Origin of the sequence: Streptomyces durocortorensis, assembly GCF_016901035.1 — a bacterium.
Classification (GTDB): domain Bacteria; phylum Actinomycetota; class Actinomycetes; order Streptomycetales; family Streptomycetaceae; genus Streptomyces; species Streptomyces durocortorensis.
In genome coordinates this window covers 1-19863 of sequence record NZ_JAFEUF010000042.1, presented here as the reverse complement: position 1 = coordinate 19863, position 19863 = coordinate 1, and the positions used below count along the sequence as shown (strand labels likewise).

22 protein-coding genes and 3 tRNA genes are annotated in these 19863 nt (G+C 71.0%); 5 read left to right on the top strand and 20 right to left on the bottom strand.

Features of this window, described 5'->3' with window-relative positions; genetic code table 11:
* Nucleotides 1–28: 28 nt before the first annotated feature.
* The 8 genes from JS521_RS11520 to JS521_RS11485 all read right to left on the bottom strand — a co-directional run bounded on the left by JS521_RS11520 (nt 29) and on the right by JS521_RS11485 (nt 4774).
* A complete protein-coding gene (locus JS521_RS11520) occupies nt 29–1024 on the bottom strand; it encodes a UDP-N-acetylmuramate dehydrogenase (RefSeq protein ID WP_239487117.1) in 996 nt (331 codons plus the stop codon).
* A 63-nt stretch (nt 1025–1087) separates the two neighbouring features.
* A complete protein-coding gene (locus JS521_RS11515; protein WP_205082631.1) occupies nt 1088–2554 on the bottom strand; it encodes an MFS transporter in 1467 nt (488 codons plus the stop codon).
* 74 nt (nt 2555–2628) lie between these two features.
* Nucleotides 2629–3177: a TetR/AcrR family transcriptional regulator gene (locus JS521_RS11510; protein WP_205082644.1), complete on the bottom strand. Its 549-nt coding sequence runs from the start codon at nt 3175–3177 to the stop codon at nt 2629–2631.
* 140 nt (nt 3178–3317) lie between these two features.
* Nucleotides 3318–3746: a MaoC family dehydratase gene (locus JS521_RS11505; RefSeq protein ID WP_205082630.1), complete on the bottom strand. Its 429-nt coding sequence runs from the start codon at nt 3744–3746 to the stop codon at nt 3318–3320.
* The gene (locus tag JS521_RS11500) at nt 3746–4198 is read right to left on the bottom strand and encodes a MaoC family dehydratase N-terminal domain-containing protein (RefSeq protein ID WP_205082629.1); all 453 of its coding nucleotides are present in this window, start codon (nt 4196–4198) and stop codon (nt 3746–3748) included. Before JS521_RS11500 ends, JS521_RS11505 begins: the two co-directional genes overlap by 1 nt.
* A 132-nt stretch (nt 4199–4330) precedes the next feature.
* The gene (gene rpmG / locus JS521_RS11495) at nt 4331–4495 is read right to left on the bottom strand and encodes a 50S ribosomal protein L33 (protein ID WP_003956487.1); all 165 of its coding nucleotides are present in this window, start codon (nt 4493–4495) and stop codon (nt 4331–4333) included.
* A gap of 88 nt (nt 4496–4583) precedes the next feature.
* Nucleotides 4584–4656, bottom strand: a tRNA-Met gene (locus tag JS521_RS11490).
* 45 nt (nt 4657–4701) lie between these two features.
* Nucleotides 4702–4774: transfer RNA gene (locus JS521_RS11485), tRNA-Thr, on the bottom strand.
* A gap of 255 nt (nt 4775–5029) precedes the next feature.
* On the opposite strand from JS521_RS11485, the gene JS521_RS11480 reads away from it, so the two are divergent.
* Entirely contained in the window at nt 5030–6325 is a 1296-nt protein-coding gene (locus JS521_RS11480; RefSeq protein ID WP_205082628.1) for an amidohydrolase family protein, read from the top strand.
* Nucleotides 6326–6359: 34 nt separating this feature from the next.
* Entirely contained in the window at nt 6360–7016 is a 657-nt protein-coding gene (locus tag JS521_RS11475) for an SDR family oxidoreductase (protein WP_205082627.1), read from the top strand.
* 117 nt (nt 7017–7133) lie between these two features.
* Here JS521_RS11475 and JS521_RS11470 read toward each other — a convergent pair.
* Nucleotides 7134–7215 (bottom strand) — tRNA-Tyr (locus JS521_RS11470).
* A 178-nt stretch (nt 7216–7393) separates the two neighbouring features.
* Here JS521_RS11470 and JS521_RS11465 point away from each other — a divergent pair.
* The 3 genes from JS521_RS11465 (at nt 7394) to JS521_RS11455 (ending at nt 9339) form a co-directional block, all read left to right on the top strand.
* Nucleotides 7394–7882, top strand: a complete 489-nt coding sequence (locus JS521_RS11465; protein ID WP_010056669.1) for a YajQ family cyclic di-GMP-binding protein — start codon at nt 7394–7396, stop codon at nt 7880–7882.
* A 185-nt stretch (nt 7883–8067) separates the two neighbouring features.
* Nucleotides 8068–8589 (top strand): methylated-DNA--[protein]-cysteine S-methyltransferase, encoded by a 522-nt coding sequence (locus JS521_RS11460; protein ID WP_205082626.1) that lies wholly within the window; start codon nt 8068–8070, stop codon nt 8587–8589.
* Between the two features lie 90 nt (nt 8590–8679).
* Nucleotides 8680–9339, top strand: coding sequence for an alpha-ketoglutarate-dependent dioxygenase AlkB family protein (locus tag JS521_RS11455; RefSeq protein ID WP_205082625.1), 660 nt, complete (start codon nt 8680–8682; stop codon nt 9337–9339).
* Between the two features lie 29 nt (nt 9340–9368).
* On the opposite strand, the gene JS521_RS11450 is transcribed toward JS521_RS11455, so the two are convergent.
* The 11 genes from JS521_RS11450 to JS521_RS11400 form a co-directional block, all read right to left on the bottom strand.
* A complete protein-coding gene (locus JS521_RS11450; protein WP_097983182.1) occupies nt 9369–9641 on the bottom strand; it encodes a GlsB/YeaQ/YmgE family stress response membrane protein in 273 nt (90 codons plus the stop codon).
* 87 nt (nt 9642–9728) lie between these two features.
* Nucleotides 9729–10121: a YccF domain-containing protein gene (locus JS521_RS11445; RefSeq protein ID WP_205082624.1), complete on the bottom strand. Its 393-nt coding sequence runs from the start codon at nt 10119–10121 to the stop codon at nt 9729–9731.
* Nucleotides 10118–10981 (bottom strand): zinc metalloprotease HtpX, encoded by an 864-nt coding sequence (gene htpX / locus JS521_RS11440; protein WP_205082623.1) that lies wholly within the window; start codon nt 10979–10981, stop codon nt 10118–10120. The genes JS521_RS11445 and htpX overlap by 4 nt, the downstream gene beginning before the upstream one ends.
* A 277-nt stretch (nt 10982–11258) precedes the next feature.
* Nucleotides 11259–11717 (bottom strand): large conductance mechanosensitive channel protein MscL, encoded by a 459-nt coding sequence (mscL, locus tag JS521_RS11435; protein WP_010056662.1) that lies wholly within the window; start codon nt 11715–11717, stop codon nt 11259–11261.
* 116 nt (nt 11718–11833) lie between these two features.
* On the bottom strand, nt 11834–13465 hold the full coding sequence (locus JS521_RS11430; protein WP_205082622.1) for an NADH-quinone oxidoreductase subunit N: 1632 nt from the start codon (nt 13463–13465) through the stop codon (nt 11834–11836).
* On the bottom strand, nt 13462–15126 hold the full coding sequence (locus tag JS521_RS11425) for an NADH-quinone oxidoreductase subunit M (protein ID WP_205082621.1): 1665 nt from the start codon (nt 15124–15126) through the stop codon (nt 13462–13464). Before JS521_RS11425 ends, JS521_RS11430 begins: the two co-directional genes overlap by 4 nt.
* A complete protein-coding gene (locus JS521_RS11420) occupies nt 15123–17123 on the bottom strand; it encodes an NADH-quinone oxidoreductase subunit 5 family protein (RefSeq protein WP_205082620.1) in 2001 nt (666 codons plus the stop codon). The genes JS521_RS11425 and JS521_RS11420 overlap by 4 nt, the downstream gene beginning before the upstream one ends.
* Nucleotides 17120–17566, bottom strand: a complete 447-nt coding sequence (gene nuoK / locus JS521_RS11415; protein ID WP_205082619.1) for an NADH-quinone oxidoreductase subunit NuoK — start codon at nt 17564–17566, stop codon at nt 17120–17122. The genes JS521_RS11420 and nuoK overlap by 4 nt, the downstream gene beginning before the upstream one ends.
* Nucleotides 17566–18222: an NADH-quinone oxidoreductase subunit J family protein gene (locus tag JS521_RS11410; protein WP_205082618.1), complete on the bottom strand. Its 657-nt coding sequence runs from the start codon at nt 18220–18222 to the stop codon at nt 17566–17568. Before JS521_RS11410 ends, nuoK begins: the two co-directional genes overlap by 1 nt.
* Nucleotides 18222–18839 (bottom strand): NuoI/complex I 23 kDa subunit family protein, encoded by a 618-nt coding sequence (locus tag JS521_RS11405; protein ID WP_205082617.1) that lies wholly within the window; start codon nt 18837–18839, stop codon nt 18222–18224. The genes JS521_RS11410 and JS521_RS11405 overlap by 1 nt, the downstream gene beginning before the upstream one ends.
* Nucleotides 18839–19807 carry a complex I subunit 1/NuoH family protein gene (locus tag JS521_RS11400; protein WP_205082616.1) on the bottom strand — a complete coding sequence of 323 codons (969 nt, stop codon included), beginning with the start codon at nt 19805–19807 and terminating at the stop codon, nt 18839–18841. The genes JS521_RS11405 and JS521_RS11400 overlap by 1 nt, the downstream gene beginning before the upstream one ends.
* Between the last annotated feature and the right edge of the window lie 56 nt (nt 19808–19863).

Sequence of the window (19863 nt, the reverse complement as noted above, 5' to 3'; positions counted from 1 at the left end):
CCTTGCCCGGGCCGCGCGCCCGGACGGATCAGAGGCTGACGCCGACCGCCACCGGCTCGTTGACCAGCGTGACGCCGAAGGCCGCGTGCACCCCGGCGACGACCTCGCGGGCCAGGGCGAGCAGGTCCTCGGTGCTGGCCGCGCCCCGGTTGGTGAGCGCGAGGGTGTGCTTGGTGGAGATCCGGGCGGGGCCGCTGCCGTAGCCCTTGGTGAATCCGGCCCGGTCGATCAGCCAGGCGGCCGAGGTCTTCGTGCGGCCGTCCTCGGCAGGGAAGGCCGGGGGCGTCACGTCCGGGCCGAGGTGCTCGCGAACCCGGCCGAGGAAGTCCTCGAACGCGGCCGGTTCGAGGATCGGGTTGGTGAAGAAGGACCCCGCCGACCAGGTGTCGTGGTCCTCCGGGTCCAGCACCATGCCCTTGCCGGCCCGCAGCCGCAGCACGGTCTCGCGGGCGGCCGGCAGCGGGACGCGGTCGCCCTGCTCGACGCCCATGGCCCTGGCCGTTTCGGGGTACTTGAGGGGCGCGGAAAGCCCGCTCGCCTCTTCCAGCTCGAATCGGACACGCAGCACCACGAACCGGTCGGGTTCGGCCTTGAAGCGACTGTGACGGTACGAGAACGCGCACTCCGTGTTCGGAATCGTCACGGTCTCCCGGGTGTGCCGGTCGTAGGCGACGACCTCCGTGATGGTGGAGGACACCTCCTGTCCGTACGCGCCGACGTTCTGGATGGGGGTCGCGCCCGCGGATCCGGGGATACCGGCCAGGCACTCGATGCCCGCGAGGCCCGCCTCGACGGTCCGGGCAACGGCGTCGGTCCACACCTCTCCGGCCGCCAGCTCCAGTGACGTACCGGAGAGCTCGAAGCCCTTCGTGGCGATCCGCAGGGCGGTGCCGTCGAAGCCCTTGTCCCCGATGACCAGGTTGGAGCCGCCGCCGATGACGAGCAGCGGGGTGCCGCTCGCGTCGGCCTCGCGGACGGCGGCGATCACCTCGGCATCGGTCGTGGCGGTCCTGCACGGGGACAAGAGTACGGTCCGCGCCCCCGCCGCTCGTGCGGGGCCACGGACCGTACTCCGGGGTCCGGGGGCTCAGACGGCCACCGGCGCCGGCTCCGCCGCCCCCTGGTCATCCGGCTCCGGGGCGGGGCGGCCGGCGGCTCGGCGGCCCGGGATCAGGAGCGCGACGAGGGCGCCCAGGGCGACCGCACCGGCCCCGATCCAGAGGGCGGGCATCGTTCCGTCCGCGAACAGCCGGGGTGAGCCGTAGCCGCCCTGCGCGGCGAAGACGGCGGCGAGGACGGAGACCCCGAGCGCCCCGCCGACCTCCCGCAGCGCGTTGTTGGCCCCGGAGGCGATGCCCTGCTCGCCGGGCCGGACGCTGGAGAGCACCAGGCTCGCGGCGGGCGCGAAGTACATCGCCATGCCGACGCCGCCGATGATCAGGGCGGGAAGCTGGGCGAGGTAGCTCACCCCGGGATCGATGATCAGGGCGAACAGGGCGAGCCCGACGGCCTGGAGGGCGAGCCCGGTGGCCACCACCGGACGGCCGCCGAAGCGGTCGGAGAGGTACCCGGCGAGCGGCGCCACGAGGATCGGCATCCCGGTCCAGGGCAGCATCCGCAGCCCGGCCTCGGTGGGCGAGTGGCCGAGGCCGTTCTGGAGGAACTGGCTGAGCAGGAAGATCGACCCGAACATCCCGAGGAACATCAGCAGGCTCGCGGCGTTGATCCCGAGGAAGGCCCGGCTGCGGAACAGCCGCATCGGCAGCATCGGGTTCTGCGCCCGCAGGCCGTGGTGGACGAACAGCCCGAGCAGCGCCGTGCCCGCGATCAGCCCGGTCACGACGACGGGGTCTCCCCATCCGTGGCTCGCGGTGTTGACCAGGGCGTAGACGATGCCGAAGAGGCCCGCGCCGACTAGGAGCGTGCCGCGGATGTCCAGCGGCGCCTTCGGGGCGTACGACTCCGTGAGCCGCAGCCGGGCCAGCGGCAGCAGCACCAGGCCGATGGGCACGTTCAGCCAGAAGATCCACTGCCAGGAGATGTGCTCGGTGAGCGCGCCGCCGATCAGCGGGCCGCTGGCGACCGCCACGCCGGTGACCGCGCCGAAGACACCCAGGGCCGCTCCGCGCCGCTCGGCCGGGACGGCCGCGCCGATCAGGGTGAGCGTCAGCGGCATCATGACCGCCGCGCCGACGCCCTGGACCGCCCGGAAGGCGATGAGCTCCTCGATGCCCGGGGAGAGGGCGGCCGCGGCTGAGGCGGCCGTGAAGACGGCGAGGCCGGCCATGAACAGCCGCCGTCTGCCGAACCGGTCCCCGAGCGCGGCCCCGAGCATCAGCAGCACGGCGAAGGTCAGGGTGTACGCGTTCACCGTCCACTCCAGCTCCTCCAGGCCGCCGCCGAGGCTCTCGCGGATGGAGGGAAGGGCGGTCGTGACGACGAGATTGTCGAGGGCCGCCATGAATCCGGCGACGCTGGTGATGACGAGGACCCAGACCGCTCCCCCGCGGCCGGCCGTACCGTGCTGTGCGTCCACTGCTCCCCCTGCTGACATGTCTCCCCCTGCTGGTTAGTTATTGATGACTAACTTCTGCGGACAGAAATCCGGGCGCACCCGGTACGCGCTGTTCACTCGACGGGCCTGGCCGAGTCGTAGAACCCGGTCCAGACGCGGTGTTCGGCCGGGAAGCCCAGCGAGGCGAGGGTGTTGACGAGCATCCCGTACGCCAGGAACGTCGTCGTCTCGTTCACATCGGCCCCGAGCACCAGGTGCACGTCGTCCCACATCCGCTCCCAGGCCGCCCGCAGGGACGCCCCGAAGGCGTGGTCCCCGGAGGCCTCGGCCGCGGCGACCGCCGCGTACACCTGCATCTGCATCATCAGCTTCTCGCCGTCGTGGACGATCAGCCGCTGGTACGCCCTGGCCATGGCGTGCAGGGCCTCCTCCCCCTCCAGCCCCTCGGAGGCCACTACGAAGACCTGGCGGGTGTCCTGCAGGCAACGCTCGGCGGCGGCGATGAAAATCGCCTGCTTGTTGGGGAAGAGCCGGAAGAGATAGGGCTGCGAGACGCCGACCCGCCGGGCGATCACCTCGGTGGACGTGCCGTTGTAACCACCGCGGGCGAACTCGGTGATCGCCGCCCGGACGACGCTCTCGCGCCGTTCCTCCGCACTCATCCTTGCCATGAAAGTAAGTTATTACTCAATAACCAATGAGGCAAGGGACCGGGGCGAACGAACAACAAGTGAGGGACGCCCCTCCGCGGACGGGCGTCCCTCATGCGTGTTCGCCAGGTGCGTGCGTTCGCCGGTACGCCTCAGGCGAGCCGGACCACGGCGCGGGACATCCCCAGCACCTTCTTGCCGTCGCACATCGCGACCAGGTCCACCCGGACCAGGTGGTCGTCCAGCTTCGCCGCGACCTTGCCGCTGACCTCGATCAGCGCGCCCTTGTCGTCGTTGGGCACGACGACCGGCTTCGTGAAGCGCACCCCGTAGTCGACGACCGCGCCCGGGTCGCCGGCCCAGTCGGTGACCACCCGGATCGCCTCGGCCATCGTGAACATGCCGTGCGCGATCACGTCCGGCAGCCCGACCTCGCGCGCGAACTTCTCGTTCCAGTGGATCGGGTTGAAGTCGCCCGAGGCACCCGCGTACTGCACGAGCGTGGCCCGCGTCACCGGGAACGACTGCGCCGGCAGCTCCGTACCGACCTCGACCGACCCGTAAGAGACCTTCGCCGTCATCACGCCTCCTCGGCGGCGCGCGCCACCAGCTTCGTGAGTGCCGTGACCACCAGCTCACCGGCCTCGTCGTGCACATCCCCGCGAATGTCGATGACGTCGTTGCCCGCCAGGGACTTGATGCTCTCGATCGTCGAGGTGACCGTCAGCCGGTCCCCCGCCCGCACCGGACGCACATAGGAGAACTTCTGGTCCCCGTGGACCACCCGGCTGTAGTCCAGGCCCAACTGCGGGTCCTGCACCACCTCTCCGGCGGCCCGGTAGGTGATCGAGAAGACGAACGTGGGCGGCGCGATCACATCGGCGTGACCGAGCGCACGGGCGGCATCCACGTCGACGTACGCCGGGTGGGTGTCGCCCACCGCCTCGGCGAACTCGCGGATCTTCTCCCGGCCGACCTCGTACGCCGGAGTGGGCGGATAGGTCCGCCCCACGAAGGACTGGTCGAGCGCCATGAGCTCGCTACCTCCTGAGAAACCTGGTGAACCTGATGAAAGACGAACAAGGGCACTCCCCGCGCGGGGAACGACCCCGTACAACGACACGAGGCCGCCCCCAGAGGGGACGGCCTCGTGTACGAGCCTGATTCAGCGCGTTTCGCGGTGCGCGGTGTGCGAGTTGCAGCGCGGGCAGTGCTTCTTCATCTCAAGACGGTCCGGGTTGTTACGCCGGTTTTTCTTGGTGATGTAGTTCCGCTCCTTGCACTCCACGCAGGCCAGCGTGATCTTCGGGCGGACGTCGGTGGCAGCCACGTGAGTGCTCCTTGGACGGACGTTGGACGGATGAACGCATAAAAGGGTAGCCGATCGAAGGACCGACCCAACAATCGGCTACCGTTAGTAGCGGTGACCGGACTTGAACCGGTGACACAGCGATTATGAGCCGCTTGCTCTACCGACTGAGCTACACCGCTTTGATGATGAGTCCCCCCGCCGAAGCGGGGTTTCCCGATCACCAGAGCCCCAATGCGGAATCGAACCGCAGACCTTCTCCTTACCATGGAGACGCTCTACCGACTGAGCTATTGGGGCGAGCGATGAAGACATTACACGGTCCCGGGCCGGTTGCCCAAATCCGTTTGTGCCGCCCCTTCCGGCCCTCCGTCCGGGGCCGCCCACACCCCCTGATCAGGCCTTGATCCAGGTCACGTACGACTGCGGAGCGGGCCGGTCCGGCCGCCGGGGCGGGCGCACCGGTACGACTATTCCGCTCCTCCCGGAAGCCGCCCCCGCACGCCCCTAGGGTGTGGTCACTCCGTGTGATCTTGCACCCCTCCCAGGAGCGCGATGCCTGACAGCCAGCCACGGCGGCCCGACGACAACGCGCCCGACAGCGCCGACGCAGCCACCACCGCCGACACCCCCGTCCTCGTCCTCGGCGGCGCCCGCCTCGCCGACGGCCGGGCCGTGGACGTACGCCTGAGCGGCGGCCGGATCGCGGCCGGCGGCACCGCGGGCAGCCTCACCTCCCGCGGCCCCCGCATCGACCTCCGCGGCTACCTCCTGCTCCCCGCCCCGGCCGAACCCCACGCCCACAGCGACACCGCCCTCACCGCGGACAGCCTGGGCCCCGACAGCCCCGGCCCCGCCTCCCACCGCGCCGAGGACATCCAGCGCCGCGCCACCGAGGCCGCTCTGCTCCAGCTCGGCCACGGCGCCACCGCCCTGCGCACCCACGTACGCGTCGGCGACGTCCAGGGCCTCGCCCCGCTCGAAGCCGTCCTGCAGACCCGGCGCGCCCTGCGCGGCCTCGCCGACGTCCTGCCCGTCGCGGTCCCCCGGCTCCTCACCGGCATCGCCGGAGCGGACAGCCTGGCGATGCTCAGGGACGCGGTGAAGATGGGCGCGGCCGTCGTCGGCGGCTGCCCGGACCTCGACCCCGACCCCACGGGCTACACCGAAGCCGTCCTGGAGATCGCCGCCGAGCACGGCTGCCCCGTGGACCTGCACACCGACGCCGACGACCCCGCCCGGCTGGCCCGGCTCGCCGCGATGGCCGCGGGCCTCCGCCCGGGCGTCACCCTCGGCCCCTGCGCCGGACTGGCCCACCTGCCCCTGGACATCGCGGCCCGCGCCGCCGACGGGCTCGCCGCCGCCGGGATCACCGTGGTCTGCCTGCCCCAGGGCGGCTGCGCCGGCGCGGAACGCCGTACGACCGCCCCCGTACGCCTTCTGCGCTCCGCCGGCGTGCGCGTCGCGGCGGGCAGCGGTGCGCTGCGGGACACGGCCAACCCCGTCGGCCGGGGCGATCCGCTCGAAGCCGCCTACCTCCTCGCCTCGCAGGCGGGGCTGCGCGCCGAGCAGGCGTACGCCCTGGTCTCCACGGCCGCGCGCGCGACGCTCGGCCTCCCCGACGTGCGGGTCGAGGCGGGCTTCCCCGCCGAACTCCTCGCCGTACGCGGCGAACGGCTCTCCGCGGCGCTCTCCCTCGCCTACAGCCGCATCGTCATCCACGGCGGCCGGATCGTCGCCCGTACCAGCGCCGTACGCGAATACTGCGACGCCGACGCCGACGCCGTCACGGGCCTCGGCGGACTCCCGCGCCAGGGGCGGCCCGACTCCGGCTCCGGGCCGAGGAACTGAGCGCGACCCCGTCCCCGGGCGTACGGTCGGGGGTATGCGCATTGTCATCGCAGGTGGACACGGACAGATCGCACTGCGGCTGGAGCGGCTGCTCGCCGCACGCGGGGATGAAGCCGTAGGGATCATCCGCAACCCCCAACAGAGCCAGGACCTGACCGACGCCGGCGCCGAACCCGCCCTGCTGGACCTCGAATCGGCCACCGTGGAGCAGACCGCTCAGGTGCTGCGCGGCGCGGACGCGGCCGTCTTCGCCGCGGGCGCCGGACCGAACAGCGGCACCGCCCGCAAGGACACCGTCGACCGCGACGCGGCCGTGCTGTTCGCCGACGCGGCCGAGGCGGCGGGCGTCCGCCGCTACCTCGTCGTCTCCTCGATGGGCGCCGACCCCGGCCACCCCGGCGACGAGGTCTTCGACGTGTATCTGCGGGCCAAGGGCGCCGCCGACGCCGACGTACGCTCCCGCACCGCGCTGGACTGGACGATCCTGCGCCCCGGCATGCTGACGAATGACGCGGGCACCGGCCAGGTCCTCCTGGCCGCCTCGACGGGCCGCGGCCCGATCCCCCGCGACGACGTGGCGGCCACGCTGCTGGAGCTGCTGGACACCCCGGCGACGGCGGGCCTCACCCTGGAGGCGATCTCCGGGAACGTGCCGGTGACGGTGGCCGTGAAGGACGTCGCGGGCAACTGAGGCCTCGCGGGCGGCGGCCGGACCGGTGGCCCGCGACCAGCTCCGGACAACTGCTCCGGATGCCCCGGACAACGAGGAAGCCCCCCCCCGGAGAACCGGTCGGGGGCTTCGTTCGCGTGGCGGCGCCAGGGTTCGAACCTGGGTAGGCTGAGCCGGCAGATTTACAGTCTGCTCCCTTTGGCCACTCGGGCACACCGCCTCGAACGACGCGTCGGATCTCGTGGTGAGCTCCTTGGCGACGAAGGAAACAATACCCGATGGCCAGGGGTGCTCCGCCACCTCATTGATCAGCAGCCGGAGGGTGCGGCGGTGGCTAGGCTTTGGCTTGTACCCCTACGCATATCCCCACGCACATTCGACGCAAGGAGCCACACGTCATGGCCGACTCCAGTTTCGACATCGTCTCGAAGGTCGAGCGGCAGGAGGTCGACAACGCCCTCAACCAGGCCGCCAAGGAGATCTCCCAGCGTTACGACTTCAAGGGCACGGGCGCCTCGATCTCGTGGTCCGGCGAGAAGATCCTGATGGAGGCGAACGGCGAGGAGCGCGTCAAGGCCATCCTCGACATCTTCCAGTCCAAGCTGATCAAGCGCGGCATCTCGCTGAAGTCGCTGGACGCCGGCGAGCCGCAGCTCTCCGGCAAGGAGTACAAGATCTTCGCCACGATCGAGGAAGGCATCTCCCAGGAGAACGCCAAGAAGGTGGCGAAGACGATCCGCGACGAGGGCCCGAAGGGCGTCAAGGCGCAGGTCCAGGGCGACGAGCTGCGCGTCAGCTCGAAGAGCCGGGACGACCTCCAGGCCGTTCAGGCGCTGCTGAAGGGCAAGGACTTCGAGTTCGCGATCCAGTTCGTGAACTACCGGTAGTCACGGCAGTCGACTGCCGTACACAGCGGGGGCACGCCGCCGGGGCCGACCTCGACGGCGTGCCTCTCCGTGTTTCCGGCTCGTGCGGGGCGTACGGAGCGTGCGGATGCGATGTCCGAATACCGCCGGTGACGGTGGTGCGGACGGGCGCAGACTGGCCGTACGGACCGGGGAAGTGAGAAGGCATGACGACGACGGTGTACGCGCGGGTGGAGAGCCCGCTGGGCGAGTTGCTGCTGGTCGGCGAGGTGCCGGCGGCGGACGGACCGGATACGGCCGAGGATGTCCGGCTGCGTTCGTTGTCCGTGCCCGGGCAGAAGGGCGGCGCGGCCGTCCAGGACGGCTGGCGGCACGCCCCCGAGGCGTTCACGGACGTCGCCCGGCAGTTGGAGGCGTACTTCGCGGGGCGCTCGAAGCGGTTCGACGTGCCGCTCGCCGCGGGCGTGGGCACGGAGTTCCAGCGGCGCGTCTGGGCGGTGCTGGAGTCGATCCCGTACGGAAGCACGGTGTCGTACGGGGAGGTCGCGGCACAGGTCGGGGCCTCGGGTGCGGGGGTGAGGGCGGTGGGCACGGCGATCGGACGCAACCCGCTGCTGGTCGTACGGCCGTGCCACCGAGTGATCGGTGCGGACGGGGCGCTGCGGGGGTACGCGGGCGGGCTGGAGCGCAAGAAGCTGCTGCTGGGGCTCGAAGGCGTGGCGGGCTGAGCCGTGGCGTCCGACGTCCCGCCTCCCTCGGACCTTCCGCCCTCCTCGGGCTTTCCGCCTGCTTCTGACCTTCCGCCCTCCTCGGACGGCTTGTTCCGGCGTCCGAGGACGGTCGTCGCGCCGGGCGCCGTCCATGTGCCGGAGTGGCTGTCGGTGGAGCAGCGGGCGGAGTTGGTGGCGGCGTGCCGTCAGTGGGCGCGCGGGCCTGTCCCGTTGCGGCACACGGTGTTGCCGGGCGGTGGGGTGATGTCGGTGCGGACGGTGTGCCTGGGGTGGCACTGGCAGCCGTACCGGTATGCCCGTACGGCCGACGATGTGAACGGCGCCCGGGTGGCCGCGTTCCCGGAGTGGCTGGGCGATCTGGGGCGGGCGGCGGTGGCCGAGGCGTACGGGGACGAGGGTGCGGCACAGGCCTACGCACCGGATACCGCGCTGATCAACTTCTACGACGACGCGGCACGGATGGGGATGCACCAGGACAAGGAGGAGCGGTCGAGCGCTCCTGTGGTGTCGTTGAGCATCGGGGCGAGGTGCGTGTTCCGCTTCGGGAACGCGGAGGGGCGCGGGCAGCCGTACACGGATGTGGAGTTGGCGTCCGGGGATCTGTTCGTCTTCGGCGGGCCGTCGCGGTTCGCGTTCCACGGGGTACCGAAGGTGTACACGGGAACGGCCGACCCGGCAGCGGGGCTGCGGGCCGGCCGGTTGAACCTGACGTTGCGGGAGACCGGGATGGCGTCGGGGGACGCGTAGGCGAGCGTGGCCCGCCCCGGTCGGCGGCGTCAGCGGCGGTCGCGGGAGTGGCCGAACAACAGCCGGTAGGCGATCAGCAGGACCAGGGAGCCGGCGATGGCGGCGATCCAGGTCGCGGTGTCGTAGAAGTCGTTGCTGATGGGGCGGTCGAGGACCTGACTGGAGAGCCAGCCGCCGACGAAGGCCCCGGCGATGCCGATGAGGGTGGTGCCGATGATGCCGCCCGGGTCGCGTCCCGGGAGGAGGATCTTGGCTATGAGTCCGGCGAGCAGGCCGAGAATGATCCAACTGATGATGCTCATGTCGCTGCCCCTACCCCTTGCTTGGTCTTGGAATCCAAGACGCGGCGGGCAGGTGTTCGGTTGCTCGGGGTCGCCGGACTCGGCCGGTCAGCGGGTGGCGAAGGGCTGGTCCGAGGGGACGATCTCCTTGCCGAAGGGCATGAGGGAGACGGGGATCAGCTTGAAGTTGGCGATGCCCAGGGGGATCCCGATGATCGTGATGCACAGCGCGATGCCGGTGGTGATGTGGCCGAGGGCGAGCCACCAGCCGGCGAGGACCAGCCAGAGGACGTTGCCGACGCAGGAGGGCGATCCGGCGTCCCTGCGGTCGACGACGGTGTAGCCGAAGGGCCAGAGCGCGTACACGCCGATCCTGAAGGAGGCCACGCCGAAGGGGATGCCGATGATGGTGATGCAGAGCAGGACGCCCGCGAGCAGGTAGCCGAGGAACATCCAGAATCCGCAGAGGATCAGCCAGATGACGTTCAGGATGGTTTTCACGGGCGATGACCTGCCATCTGTTCGAGTCGGGCGATGCGCTCCGCCATCGGCGGGTGCGTCGAGAACATTTTCGCCATCCCCCGGCCCGGGCGGAAGGGGTTCGCGATCATCATGTGGCTGGCGGTCTCGATCCTGGGCTCGGGCGGCAGCGGGAGCTGTTTCGTCCCGGCGTCGAGCTTGCGCAGGGCACTGGCGAGCGCCAGCGGGTCACCGGTGAGCTGCGCCCCGGAGGCGTCGGCCTCGTACTCCCGGGAGCGGCTGACGGCGAGCTGGATGACGGAGGCGGCGAGCGGCCCCAGGATCATGATCAGGAGCATGCCGAGGAGGCCGGGCCCCTCGTCGTCGTTGGAGCGGCCCACCGGGATGAGCCAGGCGAAGTTGACCAGGAACATCACGACGGAGGCGAGGGCTCCGGCGACGGACGAGATGAGGATGTCCCGGTTGTAGACGTGGCTGAGCTCGTGGCCGAGGACGCCGCGCAGCTCGCGTTCGTCCAGGATCTGGAGGATTCCCTCGGTGCAGCAGACGGCGGCGTTGCGCGGATTGCGGCCGGTGGCGAACGCGTTGGGCGCCTGCGTCGGGGAGATGTAGAGGCGCGGCATGGGCTGTCGGGCGGCCGTGGAGAGCTCGCGGACGATGCGGTAGAGCTGCGGCGCCTCGAATTCGCTGACGGGACGGGCGCGCATGGCCCGCAGCGCGAGCTTGTCGCTGTTCCAGTAGGCGTACGCATTGGTGCCGACGGCTACCAGGAGCGCGACGACGAGGCCTGTACGTCCGAAGAAACTGCCGATGACGATGATGAGTGCGGACAGTCCCCCGAGGAGTACGGCGGTCTTGAGCCCGTTGTGCCGGCGGTGCACGGTACGCCCTCCAAGTGGTGCAGCAGGGGAACCCTTTGCATGGTGGTGCTCCACTCCCCAGTGGAGCCTCCTGTACTGGTCAACGCCAGGCGAGAGGAGCTAGTTCCCTTGTGCGTGCGGCCGGAGGGCGGGGGCTGTGCCGCGTGTTCGCGCCGGTCGGGCCCCCGGCCCCGTACGAAGGCCGGCTGGTCCGTACGGGTGGCGGCGTGCCGTCCTGGTGGTGCGGGGTGACTCGGTGGGGCGGGGTCACTCGGTGGGGCGGTACTGCCGTGGTCGGTCAGTGCTGCTGTGCGGGGAGCTTGGCGAGGGAGAGGGCCTCGGAGTCGGGCTCGACCTCGCTGGTGCAGTGGCCGCAGCGGGAGGCGACGGCGGGGATCTCGCTGAAGCAGCGCGGGCAGTCGCGGAGGGCGGCCTTGATGTCGACGGCCTCTTCCTTCGCGAAGCGGTTCTGGACCTTCGCCATGGGGACCACGACGCAGAAGTAGAGGACCGCGGCGGTGATGATGAAGGCGATGGCGGCGCTGACGAAGAGGCCGTAGGGGAAGTCGACTCCGTCGACCGTGTAGTGGGCCTTGCTGAAGTCGCCGGTGCCGCGGGTGGCGAGGCCGATCAGCGGGGTGATGAAGGCGTTGCTGAAGCCCGTGACGACGGCGGTGAAGGCTGCCCCGACGGCGAGGCCGATCGCCATCGAGATGACGTTCCCGCGCAGGATGAAGTCCTTGAAGCCGTTCAGCACTGCTCTCTCTCCTCTTTGCCGCCGACACGTCCACGCCGATTACGGGACGTATGCAGCCAAGACCATGCCCTGTGGCGGCGGCCGCGGGCAAACCGGTCTTGCGGGGTCGGAAGAGGTCAGAAAAGGCTGACGGAGGCGAAGCGCAGGACGGCCTGCGGCACCCCGGAGAGCAGGATTCCGGCGGCGGCGGTGAGCACGATCGCCGTGGTGAGCGGGGCAGGGGCCCGGAATCGGAGCGGTGGGGTGGAGGCCGGGGTTCCGGTGGCCGCCCCGGCCGTTTCCGGGGCTCCGTCCGGTGCGCGGAAGAGGATCGCGGTCCACTGAAGGTAGTAGTAGAGAGCGATCACCACGTTGACGACCATGACAACGGCGAGCCAGCCGAGGCCCGCGTCGACCGCCGCGGAGAAGACGGTGACCTTCGCGAAGAGCCCGATGATGCCGGGCGGCAGTCCGGCCAGGCAGAGCAGGAAGAACCCGAGGGCCAGGGCGGCGAGGGGGCGGGTGGCGTACAGGCCCCGGTAGTCGGAGAGCCGGTTGCCGGGGTGCGTACGGGCAACCAGGGCGGCGACCGCGAACGCGCCCAGGTTCACGACGGCGTACATGAGGGCGTACGCCACGGTGGAGCCGATCTGTTCGTCGCTGGAGTACGCGGCGGCGGCGATCGGGACCAGGAGGTAGCCGGCCTGGGCGACGGAGGACCAGGCGAGCAGTCGGACGGCGCTGCGGGCGCGGTCGGCCCGCTGGCGGACGGCCGCGACGTTGCCGACGGTCATGGTGAGCGCGGCGAGGACGGCGAGGGCGGGCCCCCAGACGTCCGCATAGGAGGGGAACGCGATGACGGTCACCAGAATGAGGCCCGAGAACCCGACGGCCTTCCCGACGACGGAGAGATAGGCGGCGATCGGGAGGGGCGCGCCGACGTAGGTGTCGGGAACCCAGAAGTGGAAGGGCGCGGCGGCCGTCTTGAAGGCGAAGCCGACGAGGGTGAGGGCCACGCCGGTCTTGACAAGGGTGTCGAGGACCGGGGGTACGTCGTCGAGACGGGCGGCGATCTCGGTGAGGTGCAGGGTGCCGGTCGACGCGTACACGAAGCTGACTCCGAGCAGCATCACGGCGGTGGCGACGACGGAGGAGAGGAAGAATTTCAGCGCGGCCTCGGAGGAGCGCCGGTCGCCGCGTTTGATGCCGACGAGGGCGAATGCGGGCAGCGAGGCGACTTCGAGGGCGACGACGAGCGTGGCGAGGTCGCGGGATGCGGGCAGCAGGGCGGCCCCGGCGGCCGAGGCCAGGAGCAGGAACCAGAACTCCCCCGCCGGCAGTTTCCGGGTGTCGTCGAGCGAGAGCAGGACGGTGAGGAACGCGCCGCCGAGGACGAGGGCCTGGATGACGACGGTGAAGTGGTCGGCGGTGTAGCTGCAGGCCTGGGCGCCGGTGGTGACGCAGAAGGTGGACCGGTCCCCGGCGCGCAGGGGGATCAGGAGCGCCAGGGCGGCGGCGAGGGCGGTGAGGGCGCCGTAGCCGAGGAGCCGTTTGCGGTGCTCGGGCAGGAACAGGTCGGCGACGAGGACGACCAGGGCGGCCAGCGCGGTGAGGGTGGGGGGCGCGATGGCGAGCCAGTCGATGGACTGGACGAGGCTGGGGACGTCGGCCGCGACGAGGTTTCCGGCGGCGTTGCCGAGGCCGGGGGCCGCCGCGTCCGGGGCCTGCGCGACGAGGCTTCCGGGGGTGGTGCTGAGGTCCGCGGTCACGACTTGCCTCCTGCGAGGAGCTTCTGCACGGCCGGGTCGGTGAGGCCGAGGAGGACGGCGGGCCAGAGACCGGCGAGGATGGTGAGCGCGGCGAGCGGGGTCCAGGCGGCCGCTTCGTACGTCTGGATGTCGGCGAGCTGCGGGGTGGTGGCCGTTCGGGGGCCGGCGGCCCCGGACGGCACGGGGTCGTCCGCCGCTCGCGGGGCCTGCTCGTCGGGCGACAGCGGGGAGTGGGGGGCGTGGTCGCCCATGCAGACGCGGCGGACGACGATGAGCATGTACGCGGCGGTGAGCAGGGTGCCGAACGCCCCGATGGCCATGAAGGTGCGGAACGCGGGGCGGCTGAGGCCTTCGGCGGGGCTGTACGCGCCGAACAGGGTGAGCATCTCGCCCCAGAATCCGGCGAGTCCGGGCAGGCCGAGCGAGGCGACGGCGGCGAAGGCGAGCAGCGCGCCGAGGCGGGGCGCGCGGCCGTAGAGGGCGGCCCCGGTTGCTCCGGCGAGGGTGTCGAGGTCGGCGGTGCCGTAGCGGTCCTTGACCGCGCCGACCAGGAAGAACAGCAGGCCGGTGATGAGGCCGTGGGCGATGTTGGCGAAGAGCGCGCCGTTGACTCCGGTGGGGGTCATGGTGGCGATGCCGAGCAGGACGAAGCCCATGTGGCCCACGGACGAGTAGGCGATGAGCCGCTTGAGGTCGCCCTTGGCGCCGGTACGGGCCAGGGCCAGGCAGGCGAGGGATCCGTAGACGATGCTGACGACGGCGAACGCGGCGAGGTAGGGCGCGAAGGTCCGCATGCCGTCCGGGGCGACAGGGAGGAGGATCCGGACGAATCCGTACGTGCCCATCTTCAGCAGCACGCCCGCGAGGAGGACCGAACCGACCGTGGGGGCGGCGGTGTGGGCGTCGGGCAGCCAGCTGTGCAGGGGCCACATCGGGGTCTTCACGGCGAGCCCGAGACCGATCGCGAGTACGGCGATGACCTGCACGGATGTGGTGAGGCCGCGGCCGTTGTCAGTGGCGAGTGCCACCATGTCGAAGGTGCCGCTCTTCAGCCCGATGAGGAGGAGGCCGAGCAGCATGACGACCGAGCCGAGCAGCGTGTAGAGGATGAACTTCCAGGCGGCCGCCTGCCGTTGGTCGCCGCCCCAGCGATTGATGAGGAAGTACATCGGGATGAGGACCATCTCGAAGGCGAGGAAGAAGAGCAGCAGGTCGAGGACGGCGAAGGTGGCGAGGGTGCCGGACTCCAGGACGAGGACGAGGGCGACGAAGGCCTTCGGTGAGGGGCCCGCGGGCAGCTTGAAGTAGCTGTACAGCGCGCAGAGGAAGGTCAGCAGCGCGGTCAGGACCAGGAGGGGGAGCGAGATGCCGTCGATGCCGAGGTGGATGCGGACGTCGAGCGCCGGGATCCAGCTGATGTCGGTGGTCGCCTGCATCGTGGCGGGGTGGTCGTGGTCGAAGCCGATGGCCAGGACGATCGCGGCGATGAGGACGGCCCCGGTGACGGTGACGCCGTGGCGGAGCACGGCCTGGTCGGGATTCCGTCCCTTGAGCCCGGGCGGGGCGGGGAGCAGGGCCGCGGCGGCGCCGAGGAGCGGGGCGACGACGATGAACGCCAGAAGGAACTGCATCACGGACGGGCTGATATCGATCACGGTCACGACCCCGCGTTGACGTTGGCGAAGACGACGGCGGCGATCGCCAGGACGAGTGACCCGGCGAGCAGGGCGCTGACGTAGGTCTGCACGTTGCCGGTCTGGGCCCGGCGGACGGCGGTGCCGAGGAGGCGGGTGACGGTGCCCGTTCCGTTGGCGTAGGTGTCGACGACCTCGCGGTCCAGGAAGCGGACGAGGCGGGCGGCTCCCTGGACGGGGCGGACGAACAGCGCGGTGTACAGGGCGTCGAGGTGGAAGCCGGTGACCGCGTGGCGGTGCAGGGGCCCGAGGAGGAGCCTGCCGGGGTCGGCCGGGTCGGGGGCGTCCGCGATGGTGCCGTAGGCGGCGGTGTGGGACGTCATGGCCTCGGCTTCGACGAGCGCGGGTTCGGCGTCCGGGTGGGCGGCCACGGCCCCGAGGGGGGTGCGGGCGGCGAGGGCGGTGGTGTGCCGCCACGCGCCGTAGGTGACGAGCCCGCCGACGAGCGTGACGCCGGTGGAGAGGACGGCGGTGGTGAGGGACGGCGTGAGGGCGTGGCCGTCGAACCAGTCGCCGATCATGCCGACGGTGAGGCCGAAGCCGATGGTGGGGACGGCCAGGATCCACAGGACGGAGGTCATGGCGAGGGGCTGCCCGCCGTGGTCGGGGACTTCGGCGCCACGGCCGCGGAAGGCGAGGAGCCAGAGGCGTACGGCGTAGGCGGCGGTCAGGACGGCGGCGAGGAGCCCGGCGATCAGGATCGTCCAGCCCGCGGCGGCCGGGGCGACGGTCCGGTCCCCCAGCGCGGTGTGCTCGGCGGCGACGAGAACGGCTTCCTTGGAGAAGAAGCCGGCGAACGGCGGGATGGCGGCCAGCGCGAGGAGGGCGACGGTCATCGTCCAGTAGGCGTCCGGGATACGGCGGGCGAGGCCGCTCATCCGGGACATGGCAGCCAGCGAGTTGGTGCCCGCGGCGTGGATGACGACGCCCGCGGCGAGGAAGAGGACCGCTTTGAACGCACCGTGCGAGATCAGGTGGAAGACGGCCGCGCCCCGGTCACCGACGGCCAGGGCGCCGGACATGTAGCCGAGCTGACCGATCGTCGAGTAGGCGAGGACGCGTTTGATGTCGTCCTGGGCGAGGGCGGCGAGCCCGGACCCGATCATCGTGACGGCGGCCATCACGGCGAGGACGACGAGCGCCGCGCCGGAGGCGGCGAAGACGGGCAGCAGGCGGGCCACGAAGTAGATGCCGGCGGCGACCATCGTCGCGGCGTGGATGAGCGCGGAGACGGGGGTGGGGCCGGCCATCGCGTCGGGCAGCCAGGTGTGCAGGGGGAACTGGGCCGACTTGCCCGCGACGCCCGCGAGGAGCAGCAGGGCGATGAGGGTGGGGTGGTCGAGGGCGCCGGTGGTGACGGCGGCCAGGATCTTGGTGATCCGGAAGCTGCCGGTGTCGGCGGCCAGCGCGAACAGACCGATCAGGAAGGGGACGTCGCCGAGCTTGGTGACCAGGAAGGCCTTGAGGGAGGCGGCGCGGGCCTCGGGCGTCTCCCAGTAGTGGCCGACGAGGAAGTACGAGCAGATGCCCATGATCTCCCAGCCGACCAGGAGCACCATCAGGTCGCCCGAGTAGACGACCAGGAGCATCGCGGAGGTGAAGAGGGAGACGAGGGCCGCGTAGGAGGGGTAGCGGGCGTCGTCGCGCAGGTAGGCCGTGGAGTAGAGCTGTACGCAGGTGGCGACGACGGTGACGAGGACGGCGACCAGCACGGCGAAGCCGTCGAGGTGCAGCGCCAGGTCGATCGGGACCGAGCCGGTGGGGGTGAGCTGGGTCGCGGCGTCGATGGCCCGTCCGCCGCCCTGGCGGACGGCGACCAGCACGGCGAGGACGGCCGCGGTGAGGGTCGGGAGGATCGCCAGCGGGCGGACGAACCCGGGGGCGGTGCGGCCGACGGCGAGACCGGCGAGGGCGCCGAGGAAGGGAAGGAGGGGGACGAGGGCGGCGAGGGTCGTGGTGGTCACGTGGCGGCCTCTGCCTTCTTGGTCTTTCCTGTGTTCCCGCCCGCTCGGTCGGTGGCTGTCGCGGCGTCGCCGTTCGCGGCGCCGTCGGTCTCGGCCCGGCCGGTCTCGGCGTCGTCGGGGAGCGTTTCCGCCGCGTCGGTCTCCGCGGTGTCGCGGAGGCGGTCGATGTCGGAGGTGCCGCGGTTGCGGTGGACGGCCAGGACGATCGCGAGGCCGATGCCGATCTCGGCGGCGGCGATGGCGATGGTGAAGAGCGTGAGGGCCTGGCCGGAGTGGAGGGTGTCGCGGAGCCAGACGTCGAAGGCGACGAGGTTGAGGTTGACGGCGTTGAGCATCAGCTCGACGGACATCAGGACCAGGATCGCGTTGCGGCGGGCGAGGACGCCGTAGAGACCGACGCAGAAGAGGAGGGCGGCGAGCACGGCGGGATAGGCGAGGTGCATCAGCTCCGCTCCTCCTTGCCGTACTTACCGGGGCGGCCCGTGGTGTCCGTGCCGGTGCCGGTGCCGGTGTGCGCGTCCGTGTCGTGCTTGCGGGACAGGACGATCGCGCCGACAAGGGCGGCGAGCAGCAGGACGGAGAGCGCCTCGAAGGGCAGGACCCAGTTCCGGAAGAGGAAAGCGCCGGTGACTTCTGTGGAGCCCTGGGCCGGCCCGTCGAGGTCGATCCAGGTCGTACGGAAGGCGTCGACCACGACCCAGACGAGGGCCGCCGCCGCGGTGGCGGCCACCCCGAGGGCGACCCACCGGTTGCCCGAATCGGCGTCCGGGGAGCGGCCGATGGGGGCCCGGGTGAGCATCAGGCCGAAGAGGAGGAGGACGACGATGGAACCGACGTAGATCAGCACCTGGACCCAGGCGATGAACTCCGCGGTGAGCAGGAGGTACTCCACGGCCAGTCCGCCGAGCGCCACGACGAGCCAGAGTGCGGCGTGCACCAGTTGCCTGGTGGTGACGGTCATGACGGCGGCGCCGAGGGTGGCGAGGCCGACGAGGAGGAACGCGATCTCTACGCCGGACGGGGAGAGGAAGCCGGGGTGGTCGGCGGCTGCGGTGGTTGCGGCGGTGACGGTGGCGTCAGCCGTGGCGGTGAGCAGCATTACGGGGTTCCTCCCTTCTCGCCCGGGTGTTCCTGCTGTTCCTGCTGTTCCTGCTGTTCTTTCTGTACCTGCTGTTCCCGCTGTTCCTGGGTGCGTTGGGCTGCCAGCTTGTCGGCGGCCTTGCGGGCCGCGGCGATCTCCTTCGGTTCCTCGGCCGCGGGGTCGACGGCGGGCGGCTCCGGCACGGTCCACATCCACTCGCGGAGCTTGTCGCGCTCGTGGGTGAGTTCGTGGATGTCCGTCTCCGCGTACTCGAACTCGGTTGACCAGAACAGCGCGTCGAAGGGGCACACCTCGATGCAGATACCGCAGTACATGCAGAGGGAGAAGTCGATGGCGAAGCGGTCGAGGACGTTCCGGCTGCGCTCACGGCCGCCGGGGGCGGCCGGCGGCGACGTCTCCTTGTGGGAGTCGATGTAGATGCACCAGTCGGGGCACTCACGGGCGCAGAGCATGCAGACCGTGCAGTTCTCCTCGAACAGCCCGATGACGCCCCGTGAGCGGGGCGGGAGTTCGGGCTGGGTGTCCGGGTACTGCGCGGTGACGGTCTTCTTCGTCATCGTGCGCAGGGTGACGGCGAGGCCCTTGGCCAGGCCGGATCCGGGGATCGGGGGCATCAGTTGATCGCCACCTTCACGATGCCGGTGAGCGCGATCTGCGCGAGTGCGAGCGGGACGAGGGTGGTCCAGGCGAGCTTCTGCAACTGGTCCTCACGAAGACGCGGGTAGCTGACGCGCAGCCAGATGACGACGAACGCGAGGAGCGCGGTCTTGAGGAGGGTCCAGAGCCAGCCGAGCCCATCGGCGCCGAACGGGCCGTGCCAGCCGCCGAGAAACAGGACCGTGGTCAGCGCGCAAAGGATGACGATGCCCGCGTACTCGGCGAGGAGGAACAGGGCGAAGCGCAGCCCGGTGTACTCGGTGTACGCACCGAAGATGATCTCGGAGTCGGCCACCGGCATGTCGAACGGCGGCCGCTGGAGTTCGGCGAGGCCGGCCACGAAGAAGACCAGGGCGCCGACGATCTGCCAGGGCAGCCACCACCACGCGAAGGCGTCGAGGATGCCGGTGAGCGAGACCGTACCGGCCGCCATGGCGACGGAGGCGGCGGCCAGGAGCATCGGCAGCTCGTAGGAGAGGAGTTGCGCGGCGGTACGGAGGCCGCCGAGCAGGGAGAACTTGTTGGCGGAGGCCCAGCCGGCCATGAGCGAGCCGAGGACTCCGATGCCCATGACGGCGAGCACGAAGAAGATGCCCGCGTCGACGACCTGGCCGACCGCGCCGTCGCCGGGGCCGATGGGGATGACGGCGAGGACGAGGAGGTACGGGAGGAGGGCGACGGCGGGGGCGAGCTGGAAGACGCGGCGGTCGGCGGCGGCCGGGACCACGTCCTCCTTCTGCGCGAACTTCACGCCGTCCGCGACGAGCTGGGCCCAGCCGTGGAAGCCGCCCGCGTACATGGGGCCGAGGCGGCCCTGCATGTGGGCCATCACCTTGTGCTCGGTCTGGCCCACGAGGAGGGGGGCGACCAGGAACACGACGAAGACGATGGCCAGACGGAGGGCGACGTCGGACACGTCGTTCACTCGGGATCGCCTCCGGCGGGGTGGTCTGGAGTGTATTATACCCATCACCGAGCCCA

Excerpts from the sequence above, each read along its gene's own strand:
- JS521_RS11480 (WP_205082628.1), top strand. The coding sequence starts at position 5,030 with ATGCCTGACAGCCAGCCACGGCGGCCCGACGACAACGCGCCCGACAGC.
- nuoK (WP_205082619.1), bottom strand. The coding sequence starts at position 17,566 with ATGCACCTCGCCTATCCCGCCGTGCTCGCCGCCCTCCTCTTCTGCGTC.
- JS521_RS11410 (WP_205082618.1), bottom strand. The coding sequence starts at position 18,222 with ATGCTGCTCACCGCCACGGCTGACGCCACCGTCACCGCCGCAACCACC.
- JS521_RS11500 (WP_205082629.1), bottom strand. The coding sequence starts at position 4,198 with ATGGCGCTCGACCAGTCCTTCGTGGGGCGGACCTATCCGCCCACTCCG.
- JS521_RS11465 (WP_010056669.1), top strand. The coding sequence starts at position 7,394 with ATGGCCGACTCCAGTTTCGACATCGTCTCGAAGGTCGAGCGGCAGGAG.
- JS521_RS11475 (WP_205082627.1), top strand. The coding sequence starts at position 6,360 with ATGCGCATTGTCATCGCAGGTGGACACGGACAGATCGCACTGCGGCTG.
- JS521_RS11515 (WP_205082631.1), bottom strand. The coding sequence starts at position 2,554 with ATGTCAGCAGGGGGAGCAGTGGACGCACAGCACGGTACGGCCGGCCGC.
- JS521_RS11510 (WP_205082644.1), bottom strand. The coding sequence starts at position 3,177 with ATGAGTGCGGAGGAACGGCGCGAGAGCGTCGTCCGGGCGGCGATCACC.
- JS521_RS11450 (WP_097983182.1), bottom strand. The coding sequence starts at position 9,641 with ATGAGCATCATCAGTTGGATCATTCTCGGCCTGCTCGCCGGACTCATA.
- JS521_RS11405 (WP_205082617.1), bottom strand. The coding sequence starts at position 18,839 with ATGCCCCCGATCCCCGGATCCGGCCTGGCCAAGGGCCTCGCCGTCACC.
- JS521_RS11460 (WP_205082626.1), top strand. The coding sequence starts at position 8,068 with ATGACGACGACGGTGTACGCGCGGGTGGAGAGCCCGCTGGGCGAGTTG.
- JS521_RS11505 (WP_205082630.1), bottom strand. The coding sequence starts at position 3,746 with ATGACGGCGAAGGTCTCTTACGGGTCGGTCGAGGTCGGTACGGAGCTG.